The organism is Streptomyces sannanensis (assembly GCF_039536205.1).
In the GTDB taxonomy this organism is placed as follows: domain Bacteria; phylum Actinomycetota; class Actinomycetes; order Streptomycetales; family Streptomycetaceae; genus Streptomyces; species Streptomyces sannanensis.
On record NZ_BAAAYL010000001.1, the window covers coordinates 3,814,955 to 3,827,962 of the forward strand.

12 protein-coding genes are annotated in these 13,008 nt (G+C 71.9%); 3 read left to right on the forward strand and 9 right to left on the reverse strand.

Annotation, left to right across the window (positions count from 1 at the left end):
* Window positions 1–463: 463 nt before the first annotated feature.
* The 6 genes from cseC to ABD858_RS18045 all read right to left on the reverse strand — a co-directional run bounded on the left by cseC (window position 464) and on the right by ABD858_RS18045 (window position 5,430).
* Window positions 464–1,783, reverse strand: coding sequence for a two-component system sensor histidine kinase CseC (gene cseC, locus ABD858_RS18020; RefSeq protein ID WP_345038698.1), 1,320 nt, complete (start codon window positions 1,781–1,783; stop codon window positions 464–466).
* Entirely contained in the window at window positions 1,780–2,478 is a 699-nt protein-coding gene (gene cseB / locus ABD858_RS18025) for a two-component system response regulator CseB (RefSeq protein ID WP_345038700.1), read from the reverse strand. The genes cseC and cseB overlap by 4 nt, the downstream gene beginning before the upstream one ends.
* 10 nt (window positions 2,479–2,488) lie before the next feature.
* The gene (locus ABD858_RS18030) at window positions 2,489–3,148 is read right to left on the reverse strand and encodes a hypothetical protein (RefSeq protein ID WP_345038702.1); all 660 of its coding nucleotides are present in this window, start codon (window positions 3,146–3,148) and stop codon (window positions 2,489–2,491) included.
* Window positions 3,136–3,690 carry a SigE family RNA polymerase sigma factor gene (locus ABD858_RS18035; RefSeq protein WP_345038704.1) on the reverse strand — a complete coding sequence of 185 codons (555 nt, stop codon included), beginning with the start codon at window positions 3,688–3,690 and terminating at the stop codon, window positions 3,136–3,138. The genes ABD858_RS18030 and ABD858_RS18035 overlap by 13 nt, the downstream gene beginning before the upstream one ends.
* A gap of 122 nt (window positions 3,691–3,812) precedes the next feature.
* Complete coding sequence (locus ABD858_RS18040; protein WP_345038706.1) at window positions 3,813–4,736, reverse strand: HhH-GPD family protein; 924 nt, start codon at window positions 4,734–4,736, stop codon at window positions 3,813–3,815.
* An 88-nt stretch (window positions 4,737–4,824) separates the two neighbouring features.
* The gene (locus tag ABD858_RS18045; protein ID WP_345038708.1) at window positions 4,825–5,430 is read right to left on the reverse strand and encodes a phosphatase PAP2 family protein; all 606 of its coding nucleotides are present in this window, start codon (window positions 5,428–5,430) and stop codon (window positions 4,825–4,827) included.
* A gap of 151 nt (window positions 5,431–5,581) precedes the next feature.
* On the opposite strand from ABD858_RS18045, the gene ABD858_RS18050 reads away from it, so the two are divergent.
* A complete protein-coding gene (locus ABD858_RS18050; RefSeq protein WP_345038710.1) occupies window positions 5,582–6,391 on the forward strand; it encodes a hypothetical protein in 810 nt (269 codons plus the stop codon).
* Between the two features lie 142 nt (window positions 6,392–6,533).
* Here the strand turns inward: ABD858_RS18050 and disA are convergent, their stop codons facing one another.
* The gene (gene disA / locus ABD858_RS18055; RefSeq protein ID WP_345038713.1) at window positions 6,534–7,658 is read right to left on the reverse strand and encodes a DNA integrity scanning diadenylate cyclase DisA; all 1,125 of its coding nucleotides are present in this window, start codon (window positions 7,656–7,658) and stop codon (window positions 6,534–6,536) included.
* 79 nt (window positions 7,659–7,737) lie between these two features.
* On the reverse strand, window positions 7,738–9,153 hold the full coding sequence (radA, locus tag ABD858_RS18060; protein WP_345038715.1) for a DNA repair protein RadA: 1,416 nt from the start codon (window positions 9,151–9,153) through the stop codon (window positions 7,738–7,740).
* 176 nt (window positions 9,154–9,329) lie between these two features.
* On the opposite strand from radA, the gene ABD858_RS18065 reads away from it, so the two are divergent.
* Window positions 9,330–10,991, forward strand: a complete 1,662-nt coding sequence (locus ABD858_RS18065; protein ID WP_345038717.1) for a BACON domain-containing protein — start codon at window positions 9,330–9,332, stop codon at window positions 10,989–10,991.
* A 216-nt stretch (window positions 10,992–11,207) separates the two neighbouring features.
* On the opposite strand, the gene ABD858_RS18070 is transcribed toward ABD858_RS18065, so the two are convergent.
* The gene (locus tag ABD858_RS18070) at window positions 11,208–12,017 is read right to left on the reverse strand and encodes a DUF3109 family protein (protein ID WP_345038719.1); all 810 of its coding nucleotides are present in this window, start codon (window positions 12,015–12,017) and stop codon (window positions 11,208–11,210) included.
* Window positions 12,018–12,058: 41 nt separating this feature from the next.
* On the opposite strand from ABD858_RS18070, the gene ABD858_RS18075 reads away from it, so the two are divergent.
* Window positions 12,059–12,991 (forward strand): Ppx/GppA family phosphatase, encoded by a 933-nt coding sequence (locus ABD858_RS18075; RefSeq protein WP_345038722.1) that lies wholly within the window; start codon window positions 12,059–12,061, stop codon window positions 12,989–12,991.
* Window positions 12,992–13,008: the final 17 nt, after the last annotated feature.

Below are 13,008 nucleotides of genomic sequence, written 5' to 3' on the forward strand. Positions count from 1 at the left end.
CGCGGCACTAGCGACCGGAAAGGTTCACCGGCTCGCGACGCTCCCCCAGCTACCTCCCCCAGCTACCGCTGGGGGTGCCCCCAGCGGTGCCCCCAGCGGTGCCCCCAGCGGTGCCCCCAGGCACGGCTCTTCTCCCCCGTAGCCCTTCGGGCACGGGAGGTGCCCCCATCGTTGTCGCATCGCGCGAGTACGGCCTAGTACCCCTCCCGGCAACGTTTGCCCCGTCGCGACGTCCGGCACGCACGCTCGCTGCGTTGGCCGAAAACCCAAGTAGCGCTGCTACGAGGGCCTTCGGCCGCCTTGCGATCGCACGCACCGGACGCCGCTCCTTGACGGGCAAACGTTGCCGGTCGCGGCACTAGTACGAGCTGCGATGCTCCGCCTTGCGATGCATTGCGCCTGGGGGCACCTCAGGTAGCTGGGGGAGCCGCGAGCTTCCCGGCAAGCCTTTCCGGTCGCAGCACTACGCCGGGAGATCCGGCACCGGCAGCATCGGGTAGCTGCCGGTGCTGGTCGGTGCGTGTTCCGGCAGCCAGAGCACGGCGATCGCGCCGCCATGGGCGCCGGTGGTGTCCGCGTTGCGCGGGGTGGCGTTGCGGAAGGTCAGCCGGGCCCCGAGCACCCGGGCCTGGCCGGCCGCGATGGTCAGGCCCAGGCCGTGCCCGTGGCCCGCGCGGTCGCTGCTTCCCGTGCGGAAGCGGCTGGGGCCCTCACGCAGCAGCGTCTCCGGGAAGCCGGGGCCATGGTCGCGGACCCGCACCACCCGGCCCTCGACGCTGACCTCGACCGGCGCCCTGCCGTGTTTGGCGGCATTGACCAGCAGATTGCCCAGGATGCGCTCCAGACGGCGCGGATCGGTGCTGACCCGGGCCTCGTGCACCACGCGGACCGTCGCGTCCGGGTTCAGCACGGTGACCCGACGGCCGACGAACTCGCCGAGCGCGATCTCCTGCAGCTCGGCACGCTCCGAGGCGCCGTCGAGCCTGGCCACCTCCAGCACGTCCTCGACGAGTGTGCGCATGGCCTGCGCCCGGTTCCGTACCAGCTCGGTGGGCCGGCCCGGCGGCAGCAGCTCGGCGGCGGTGAGCAGCCCGGTGACCGGGGTGCGCAGCTCGTGCGCGATGTCGGCGGTGACCCGGCGCTCCGCCTCCAGCCGTTCCTGCAGGGCGTCCGCCAACGCGTCGACGGCCCGCGCCAGTTCGTCGGTCTCGTCCCGTACGACACCGCCGACGGCGTCCCGGACCCGTACCTCCGTATGACCCTGCGCCATCCTGCCCGCCGCGGCGGCGGCCTTGCGGAGCCTGCGCGAGAGCCGGCCGCCGATCAGGATGCCCAGCGCGCACCCGCCGAAGACCACCGAGACCGAGCCGATGACCAAGGCCCGGTCGAGATCCTTCAGGACCGCGGCGCCACGGTCGGTGAACCGCGACTGGAGGGAGAGAACTCCGTTGTTGACCGGTACGGCGGCCCAGATGCGGGGCACCTCGCCCGGCCGTTCCTCCACATAGGTGGCGCGCCGGCCCTGCTCGGTCTTCTCCTTGAGTTCCTCGGGCAGCGCGGGGTCGTTGAGCCTGGCGCCGAAGCGCGGCGTCTTGGTGCTCTCGTAGATGCGCAGCGCGAACGTGACCCGGTCGAGCTGCATGTCGCGCGCGCTGTCGAGCATCGAGACACGCGCCGCGTTGTGCACGACCAGGCTCAGCGCGACCGCGATCAGAGCGCCGACGGCCGCGATCGCCATGGCGATCTTCCAGCGGACGCCCGTGCGCAGGACCAGCCGCATCACGGCTTCAGTTTGTAGCCGAAGCCACGGACGGTCTCGATCCGGTCCTGTCCGATCTTCGTACGCAACCGCTGGACATGGACGTCCACCACGCGGGTGTCACCGCCCCAGCCGTAGTCCCACACCCGCTCCAGGAGCTTGTCGCGGGAGAGTACGGTGCCGGGCGCGGACGAGAACTCCAGCAGCAGCCGCATCTCGGTCGGCGTCAGCGCCACCGGCGCCCCCGCCTTGCGTACCTCCATGCCCTCCGTGTCGACCTCCAGGTCCCCGAAGGCCAGCACACCGCGCTCGGGTCGCTCGCTCTGTTCGCCCGCGGCCGGTCCGCCCGCGTGGCCGAAGCGCCGCAGTACAGCCCGGATCCGGGCGACCAGCACGGCACCGTCGAAGGGCTTCGTCACATAGTCGTCGGCACCGGCCTCGAGGCCGAGCACCACATCGATCGAATCGGCACGCGCGGACAGCATGATCACCGGCACGGTGGACTCGTCCCGGATGCGACGGCACAGGCTCACCCCGTCCAGTCCCGGCACCATCACATCGAGCAGGGCGATGTCGGGCCGGTCGGACCGGAAGGCCTCCAGGCCCGAAAGGCCGTCGGGCATGGCGGTCACCACGAAGCCGTTGCGTTCCAGCGCCAGCTGGGTGGCCTCGCGGATGACGTCGTCGTCCTCGACGAACAGAACGTGGGTCTCGGCCATCCCGTTGCTCTCAGTTCTTCGTCGTGGCGGGCGCGCCGGAGTCCCCGCCCGCGCCGTTGACCGCTTTGCTGTATCGGTTGTGCACCCTGGCGTGCTCGATGAAAGCGGTACCCACCCAGCGGTACGTGATCACGTCCTCGCCGGAGGGATATGCCGGGTCGTCGCCCTTCGCGTACACCTGTTTGGTCACCACCAGGTCGCCACGGTCGATCTCCGCGTAGACGGTGGCCTCCTCGGCGGCGAACACATTCTGGTACGTGTCACCGGTCTCGCGGTACACATACGTGCCGACGCCTACCCCGCCGCAGGTCATCACATTGACCACGACGTCCTCGGCGGCCGAGCCGGTCACCTTCCCGTAGGACACGTCGACCGGGTACTCGTTCTCGTTGCACGGCTTGAGATCGCGCTTGATCTGCCGGCTCGCCCGCGGGTCGTTACTGATCAGCTTCACCGGGTCGACCCGCTCGGCGGGCTGCACCGCGACGGTCGCGGCGGGGCCGGGGGAGGACTGCGCGGCCTTCTCCGTACGGGCCGGGCCCTCGTCACGCGCGCCCGTGCCGCCCGTGTCGCAGCCTGTGAGCAGCAGCCCGAAGGCGGCGAGGCCGGCTGCCGCCGTGCCCGCCGCCCGTGTTCTCCGGCCGTGTATGACGCCGCCTAGGCCGCGCACCGCTCCCGCCCCCGTTCTTCGTGCCCCGAGCGCTCCGCCGCCCGGCCGACCGGCTCTCTGCTCTCCAGTTCCTGCCGGAGCCGCGCGAGGGCCCGGTGCAGGGTGCTCTTGACCGTGCCGGCCGACATGCCCAGGGCCGCGGCCGTCTCCTCCGTGCTCATCTGCTCCCAGTGTCGCAGCACGACCACGCTGCGCTGCTTGGGTGCCAGGACCTTCAGGACCTCCATCAGCAACGCGCGGTCGGCGCGCTGCTCGCTGCCGTCCTCGACGCTGGCGTCGGGCAGCTCCTCGGTGGGGACCTCTTCCAGCTTGCGGGCCCGCCACCATTCCGTACGCGTGTTGATCATGACGCGCCGCAGATAGGCGTCCGCGAGACGCTTGTCGGCGATGCCGTCCCAGCGGCCGTACGTACGGACCAGCGCGGTCTGCAGCAGGTCCTGTGCGTCGACCGGGTCCGGCACCAGCCGGCGGGCACTGCGCAGCAGCGCCTCCTGCCGAGTGCGTACGTACTCCTCGAAGTCGAGCACCTCGCCGTGCGCCATGCCGAACCGCCTCCGTCCCCGTCTGCCAAGCAGTGAGCACTGCTTACGGGGCACGAAGTTACGGATCGGTTGTCACGGCGCTGTCCGCGCAAGCCGTAGAAGTACGCACGGCTGTCCATCGGTTATGTAACAGAGGTGTGCGGCAACCGGTACACGCCGTTCGCGAGAGGCTCGACCAGTCCGTCCGCGACCAGCCCGTCCAGCGCACGGGCCCGCTGCACCGGCTCGTCCCAGACCGCGTCGAGCACGGCCTGCGGCACGGGTTCCACAGCCTCGCGCAGTACGGCCAGCAGTTTGCCGCGCACCTGGCGGTCCGTACCGGCGTACGTCTGCCCGCGCCGCGGCGGGCCTTCGTGGGCCGGCTTACCGGCCAGCCGCCAGGCGCACTGCGCGGAGATCGGACAGCGCGAGCAGTCCTCGTTCTTCGCGGTGCAGACGAGTGCGCCGAGCTCCATCGACGCGGCGGCCCACCGTGCGGCGGTCTGCTCGTCCTCGGGGAGCAGGGAACGGGCCAGCTTCCGCTCGGCGGCGGTGGTGGCGTTCGGCGGGTACTGCACACCCGTGACGGCCCGGGCGAACACTCTTCTGACATTCGTGTCGAGGACCGCGTGCCGCTGTCCGTAGGCGAAGGAGGCCACGGCGGCGGCCGTGTACTCGCCGATGCCGGGCAGGGCGAGCAGGTGTGCGTGATCGGCCGGTACGTCGCCGCCGTGCCGCTCCGTTATGGCGACGGCCGCGCCGTGCAGCCGCAGCGCACGGCGCGGGTAGCCGAGCCGGCCCCAGGCGCGGACCGCCTCGCCGGACGGCTCGGCGGCCAGGTCGGCGGGGCGCGGCCAGCGGGCCAGCCAATGCTCGTACACCGGGAGCACTCGGCTGACCGGGGTCTGCTGGAGCATGAACTCGCTCACCATCACCCCCCAGGCGCCCGCCTCGGGGCGGCGCCAGGGCAGGTCACGGGCGTGTTCACCGAACCATCCGATGACGGGGTCATGAAGGGCGGCGGGGGAGGGGGCGGTCGGGGAGGCGGAGGCAGTCGTCGCAGTCATGGCACTTCCGATCCTGGCACGGAAACCGCCATCGACCATAAGGGGCACGCGTAGAGGGCGACTCCAGGCCCACCCCGAGGCGCGGAAATCAGCTGCCGGCGCCCGGCCCCGCGAGCCACGTCGCGAAGGAACCGCCACCGGAGCGCATCGAGCCGACAACTCCGCGGACCGGCCCGGTCAGTGCCCTGACCGCGGCGAACGAGACGATCGCGCCCAGAACCAGACCCGCCGCCACGTCGTGCGGATAGTGGACCCCCACGAAGACCCGAGAGAACGCCATCAGCAGCGCCATCGGCACGGTGAGCGAGGCGATCCGCGGCCAGGCCAGGGCCAGCGCGACGGCCGCGCCGCCCGCGATGGCGGAGTGGTTGCTGGGGAAGGACCAGTCCCCGACGGGCGGGCACGGCACGAGGGACGCCGCTGCCCCCGCGACCGCACGGCACGGACGTTCCTCGTCCACGGCCGACTTCAGCAACTCGCTGCACACATAGGCGACGGCGGTCGCGAGCGGAGCGACCACCGCCAGTGCCACGGCCCGGGAGTCCGCGCGGCGCGAACGCCACCACGCGGCCACGAACAGGGCGCCGAACAAAAGGAGTCCGGCCTCCGTCCATATCTCGGCGAGCCGTTGCACCCATGACGGGAGGGTGTGCGCGAAGTCGGTGATGTCTCGGTAGATCTCTGAACTGTCCATGGTGACGCACAGTATGAATGACGGCCAGAGGATGACGTTCCGCGTTCGCCGCCCTTCCAGAACCCCGAACCGGCATGATGATCCGCAAAAGTTGACGCACGGATGGCCTGGGTGGCCGGAGTTGGCGCCGATCTCTCGTACAGTTCGGTGCGTGGGATCTCTGCGCAATCCGGTCGGGCCGCTCCCCTCCTCCATCTACTGGCGACGGAGGGCAGTAGCGCTGTCTTTCTTCGCGCTGCTCGCGTTGCTGACCGCATGGGCCGTCGGTTCCGGTGGCGGTGGCGGGGACAAGGACGATGCCAAGGGTTCCGGCCCGGCGACGTCCATCACCCCGGGTCCCTCCCGCTCTGGAACCGCCATCACCGGCGCCCCGGGTGGTCGAGACGAGTCCGGCTCGTCGGACGGCGGCACCGGCGGCGACACGGCCGGCACGGACGGGGACGACGGCACCGGTACGGGCAACGCGGACAACGGCGGTACGGGCACGGCCGGTTCGGGCGCCGACGGGACAGTGAGCGGTGCCGCGGCCGGGCAGCCGGTGTCACCCGGTTCCGGGCTCCCCGACTGCACCCCCGGCGCGCTGCGCCTGTCGCTGCGCAGCGTCAAGAACGCATACGGCCCGGACGAGAGGCCCACGTTCCAGCTGGTCGCGACCAACATCTCCGGCACCACCTGCAAGGCGGACTTCGGGCCGAAGGCCGCGGTGCTCACGATCACCGAGGCGGAAGCCGACGACGCGATGTGGTCGTCGGCCGACTGCCCCAAGAGTTCCGACAGTCTGTTGCTGAAGGTTCCGGCGGGGTCGACGATCGCGCACACGGTGGAGTGGGACCGCCGGCACAGCGCCCCCCAGTGCGCCACACCCCCCGCGGACACGGCCGCTCCCGGCACCTATCTGGTGGAGGCGAAGACTCAGGGCCGCCCGGTGGTTCGGGCGTCGTTCGTCCTCGAGAAGGACTGACGGCCCGGGCCGGTCACCGCACAAGTGCTGTGGCCGGAAAGGTTTGCCGGGAAGCTCGCGGCTCCCCCAGCGGTAGCTGGGGGAGCTAGCTGGTGAGCGTCGCGAGCCGGTGAACCCTCCCGGTCACCGCACTAGGCACGCCCTAGACGTACCGCTCCAGGATCGACGACTCGGCGAGACGGGAGAGGCCCTCGCGAACGCTGCGGGCGCGGGCCTCGCCGACGCCGTCGACCGCCTGGAGGTCGTCGACGCTCGCCGCGAGCAGCTTCTGCAGACCGCCGAAGTGCTCGACCAGCCGTTCGATGATCGCGCCGGGCAGTCGCGGCACCTTCGCCAGCAGCCGGTAGCCACGCGGCGAGACCGCGGAGTCGAGGGACTCGGGGGAGCCGCTGTAGCCCAGGGCTCGCGCCACGATGGGCAGTTCCAGCAGCTCGGCGTGGGTGAGCCTGTCCAGCTCGGCGAGCGCCTCGTCCACGGTGCGGGAGCGTTTCGCCGTGGGCTCGGGGACGTAGTCCCGGATGACCAGTTCGCGCTCCGGCTCCACGCCCGCGATCAACTCGTCCAGCTGGAGGGCGAGCAGCCGCCCGTCGGTGCCCAACTCCACCACGTACTCGGCGATTTCCGTGGCGATCCGCCGGACCATCTCCAGCCGCTGCGCCACCGCCGTGACATCACGGACCGTCACCAGGTCCTCGATCTCCAGCGCGGAGAGCGTTCCGGCGACCTCGTCGAGGCGCAGCTTGTACCGCTCGAGGGTCGCCAGGGCCTGGTTGGCGCGGGACAGGATCGCCGCCGACTCCTCGAGCACCCGGCGCTCCCCGTCGACGTACAGCGCGATCAGGCGCATCGACTGGGACACGGAGACGACCGGGAAACCGCACTGTTTGCTCACCCGGTCCGCGGTGCGGTGGCGGGTGCCGGTCTCCTCGGTGGGGATGGACGCGTCCGGGACCAACTGGACCCCGGCCCGGTGGATCTTGCTGATGTCCTTGTCGAGGACCAGGGCGCCGTCGAGCTTGCAGAGCTCGCGCAGCCGGGTGGCGGTGAACTCCACGTCTATGACGAAGCCGCCGGTGCACATCGCCTCGACGCTCTTGTCCATGCCCAGCACGATCAGTCCGCCCGTGTTGCCGCGGAGGATGCGCTCAAGGCCGTCGCGCAGGGCCGTACCGGGCGCGACCGCGCTCAGCGCGGCACGCATCAGCGCTTCGTTACCGGATCCCTGCCCGGACTTTCCGGACGACGCCGCCCGGTCGCTGGCTGCCACTGCACTCCTCCGGTCACAGATCGCGGTGCCCTCGTGTGCCTCGTGCCACTCGTACGGACGGGCGAGACCTGGGCAAAGTCTACCGGCGCGCGTCCTCCCCCTGGGGGGCCTGTCCGCGAGACCGGCGCGGAAGCACCCGCAGGGCGTCCCCCATGTCCGCGACTTCGGTGACCTTCATACCGGGCGGGATCTTCCCCGGATCGGAGGGAACCAGGGCATGGGTGAAGCCGAGCCGGTGCGCCTCCGCGAGTCTGCGCTGGACCCCCGTCACCCGTCTGACCTCGCCCGCGAGGCCGACCTCGCCGATCGCGACCAGGTTCTTCGGCAGCGGGGTGTCGCTCGCCGCGCTGGCGAGGGCGAGGGCGATCGCGAGGTCCGCGGCGGGCTCGGAGAGCTTCACCCCGCCGACCGTCGCGCTGTAGATGTCGCGCTTGCCGAGCGCGCTGATCCGGCCACGCTGTTCCAGCACGGCGAGCATCATCGAGACCCGGGAGGTCTCCAGGCCGGAGGTGGTGCGCCGGGGCGAGGGGATCTGCGAGTCGACGGTGAGCGCCTGCACCTCGGCCACCAGCGGGCGCCGGCCCTCCAGGGTGACGGTCAGGCAGGTGCCGGGGACCGCCTCGGCACGGCGGGTGAGGAACAGCCCGGAGGGATCGGCGAGTCCCGTGATGCCCTCGTCGTGCAGCTCGAAGCAGCCGACCTCGTCGGTCGCTCCGAACCGGTTCTTGACGCCCCGGACCAGCCGGAGCCTGGCGTGCCGGTCGCCCTCGAAGTGCAGCACCACGTCGACCAGATGCTCCAGCAGCCGGGGGCCGGCGATCGCGCCGTCCTTGGTGACGTGGCCCACCAGCAGGGTGGCCATGCCACGCTCCTTGGAGGCCCGGATCAGGGCTCCGGCCACCTCACGGACCTGGGCCATCCCGCCCGGCGCCCCGTCGATCTCGGGGGAGGCCACCGTCTGCACGGAGTCCAGGATCAGCAGCGACGGCTTGACCGCGTCGAGATGGCCGAGGACCGCGGAGAGGTCGGTCTCGGCGGCGAGATAGAGGTGGTCGCTGAGCGCGTTGATCCGGTCCGCGCGCAGCCGGACCTGGCTCGCGGACTCCTCGCCCGTGACATACAGGGTGCGGTGCTCGTCACTGGACGCCTTGGCGGCGACATCGAGGAGCAGCGTGGACTTGCCGACGCCCGGCTCGCCCGCGATGAGCACCACGGCGCCGGGCACCAGTCCGCCGCCGAGGACCCGGTCCAGCTCGTCGACGCCGGTGGAGCGGGCGGTGGCCTGTCGCCCGTCGACCTGGCCGATGGGAAGGGCGGCCGCGGTCACCCGGCCCGCCGCCGTCGTACGGACCGCGGGCGCGCCGTACTCCTCGACCGTCCCCCAGGCCTGGCATTCGGGGCAGCGGCCGAGCCATTTGGCGGTCGTCCAGCCGCATTCGGTACAGCGGTAGGACGGACGGTCCTTCGCGGAGGATCGGGATGTACGGGCAGCCATGACGTCACCGTATAGGGCCCCTCTGACAGCGCCTCTCCGGCAAGCCCCTCCCGGGCACTCGGTGGGCCCGCGGACGGGACCGTTCCTGTCCCCTTTCGAGCGATACATTCACCCGGAAGGAGTAAAAGGGCCCAACCGGTACGAAGAGTGGTGCATCCTGCGCCTACGGTCGCCGCGTGACGAGCAGCAGGCTGGAGCCCCCCACGCACACCACCGGCGCACACCGGGCGCAGCGCCGTGGGCCACGCACCCTGGCCCAGCGCCCGCCACTGCGTTACGAGGCGTACCTCGACGGACTGTTCACCTACTGCCTCTCCGTACTGTGCGACTACGACGAGGCGACCGCCGTGCTCGGCGACGTGCTGGCGATCTCCGAGCGGCAGTACGGCCGCTGCCCGGACGGCGAGGCGGGGCGCAAGGCCTGGCTGTACGCGCTCGCGCGCTGGTCCTGTCTGCGCCGGCTCGCCGAGCGCAAGCGCCGGCGCCCGGGGGCGTACGTCGCCCTTCCGGCACGCGCTGCGCACGCCCCGTCCTCCGCGCCACCGGTCTCCGAGGAGGCCGCCGAACGCCGTCGCGCCGAACTCGCCCGGCTTGCCTGGCCCGAGGCGGCCGGCACCACCCCGGAGCAGCGCGAAGCCCTTGAACTCGCCGTACGCCACCAGCTCGGCACCCGCGAGGTCGCAGCCGTCCTCGGCCGCGCCCCAGCCGCTGCCCGCGAACTGCTCGCCGCCGCCGCTTGCGAGGTGGAACGGACCCGCGCCGCCCTTGCCGTCGTGGAGGACGGCGACTGCCCGACCATCGCCCGCCTCACCGACGACCACCAGGTGCTGCTCTCCGCCACCCTCCGCCGCGAACTCGTCCGGCACGTCGACGACTGCCCGCGCTGCCGCCGCACCGCCGAGCGCGTCGGCGCGTCCGGGCCGTGGCCCGGCTCGGCCGTGATGCCCGAGGCTCTTCCGCTCCTGGAGGCGCCGCGCGCCGCCGTCCATGTCGCGATGCTGCACGTTCCACGGGCCCGCGCGGCGGCCCCGCGCTTCGACCGCACCGGCTTCCCCATGGACCCCAAGGACCACGCGGCCCGCCGCGACCGGATGCGCGCACGGGCCGTCACCACGACCGTCGTGGCCACCGTCGTCGCCGCGCCCGTCCTGGCCCTGTGGGCGGCCTACCGCGGCGCCCCGCTCACCGGCGAGGGCCGCGACACCTCCTCGGTGACCGCGAGCGAGGCGGACGGATCCGCCGGCATGTCCGGCGAGCACGCCTACAGCCGCTACGAGAACTCCGGGAACACCCGCAACGGGCCCGTCCCCCGGTACACCGCCGGCAGCCGCGCGCCCGGCATCTCGGTGGAGGTCCTCAGCCCTGGAGCCGTGCCACCGGACCGGCCGGGGGAAGCGGCCCCCGGCACGCTCACTGTCACCGCCCGGTCCGGCGACGGCACGACGGCCCTCACGCTGACCGCGGCGGGCAGCACACCCGTGACCTGGTCGGCCTGGACCGATGCTCCCTGGCTCCGGCTGAGCGAGTCCTCGGGGACGCTCGCCCCCGGCGAGTCCGTCACGGTGTACGTCACCGTGGACCACGCCTACGAGCCGCCGGGCCTCTGGGAGGCCCGTATCGGCCTGGATCCGTCCGGCGTGATCGTCCGGATCACCGGCCAGGGCGCGGTCCCGGCGGAGCCGACACCGGAGCCGTCGACGTCCATGCCGCCCCCGTCGCCCACGGAGCCGACGCCCACGCCGCCCACGCCGTCCCCGTCGGAGCCCACGCCGTCGCCCACGGATTCCGCGTCCCCCGCGCCGACCGTCTCGGAGAGCCCGTCGCCCTCCGGCGAATGAGCCGCCTCACCCCCTGGTGCCCCTCCCGGCAACGTTTGCCCCGTCGCGACGCTCCCTCAGCTACCTCCCCCAGCTACCCCCAGGGTGCCCCCGGGCGCGCACGCTCGCTGCGTTGGCCGAAAACCCGAGTAGCGCTGCTACAAGGGTCTTCAGCCGCCGTGCGATCGCACGCACCGGACGCCGCTCCTTGACGGGCAAAGGTTGCCGGTCGCGGCACTAGTCGACCGGGTCCGCGGGGTGCGGGGCGACCAGGGGCAGCCCGGCCGCGAGGCGGGCTTCGCAGAGCTCCACGAGACGGTCGTACGCCTCCTTGCCCATCAGCTCCGTCAGTTCCGCCCGGTACGACACGTACACCGGCTCGCCCGCGCCGTGCGCCGAGGTCGCATTGGTGCACCACCAGTGCAGGTCGTGGCCGCCCGGGCCCCAGCCCCGCCGGTCGTACTCGCCGATGGAGATCCGGAGCACCCGTGTGTCGTCGGGCCGGTCGATCCAGTCGAATGTCCGTCGTATCGGAAGCTGCCAGCAGACGTCCGGCTTGGTCTCCAGCGGCTCGCGTTCCTCCCGCAGCGCCAGGATGTGCAGCGAGCAGCCTGCCCCGCCCTTGAAGCCGGGCCGGTTCTGGAAGATGCAGGAGCCCTTCCAGCGCCGGGTCTGGCGCTCGCCGTCCTCGTCGAGTTGCACCCAGCCGCTCTCCGTGCCGACGTCGTGGAACTGCCAGATCTCGGGGGTGAGCCGCGCCACATGGCCGGCCACCCGCTTCTCGTCGTCCTCGTCGGAGAAGTGGGCGCCCAGCGTGCAGCAGCCGTCGTCGGCGCGGCCGGCCTGGATGCCCTGGCAGCCGCTGCCGAAAATGCAGTTCCAGCGTGAGGTGAGCCAGGTCAGATCACAGCGGAAGACCTGCTCGTCGTCGGCCGGGTCGGGGAACTCGACCCAGGCGCGAGCGAAATCGAGCCCCTTCTCGTCCTTCTTGAGCTGCTTCGCGGTCTTCTCGGCTTTGTCCGGCTTCGCCTTTTTCGTCTTTGGCACAAAGTCAAGCGTATGCGTGGGTGCGCAGTAGCGTTCCGTCTATGAGACTCGGAGTCCTCGACGTGGGATCGAACACGGTTCATCTGCTGGTGGTGGACGCGCACCCCGGCGCCCGCCCGCTGCCCGCGCACTCGCACAAGGCCGAGCTGCGCCTGGCGGAGCTCCTGGACGAGAGCGGAGCGATCGGCCACCACGGAGTCGACCGGCTCATCGCCACGATCAAGGACGCCATGGAGGCGGCCGAGGACAAGGGCGTCGAGGACGTGCTGCCGTTCGCCACCTCCGCCGTGCGTGAGGCGACCAACGCCGACGACGTGCTGGCCAGGGTCAGGCATGAGACGGGCGTCGATCTGACCGTGCTCTCCGGCACCGAGGAGGCCCGCCTGACCTTCCTCGCCGCCCGCCGCTGGTTCGGCTGGTCCTCCGGGAAGCTGCTGCTGCTGGACATCGGTGGCGGCTCGCTGGAGATCGCCTACGGCCTCGACGAGGAACCCGACGCCGCCGCGTCGCTGCCGCTCGGCGCCGGACGCCTCACCACCGGCTGGCTGCCCGGCGACCCGCCCGACCCGGCGGACGTCAAGGCGCTGCGCCGCCATGTCCGCGCGCAGATCGCCGGCAGGGTCGGTGAATTCAGCCGTCTCGGCAGCCCCGACCACGTCGTGGCGACCTCCAAGACCTTCAAGCAGCTCGCCAGGATCGCGGGCGCCGCCCGGTCCGCCGAGGGCCTCTACGTGGAGCGCACCCTGGGACGCACGTCACTGGAGGAATGGGTCCCCAAGCTCGCCGCCATGACCGTCGACCAGCGCAGCCGGCTCCCCGGCGTCTCGGAGGGCCGAGCGTCCCAGCTGCTGGCGGGAGCCCTGGTCGCGGAGGGTGCGATGGACCTGTTCGGGGTGGACGAGCTGGAGATCTGCCCCTGGGCGCTGCGCGAGGGTGTGATCCTGCGGCGTCTTGACCACCTGCCCACCGAGTAGGGAGGGCCTTTACGCTG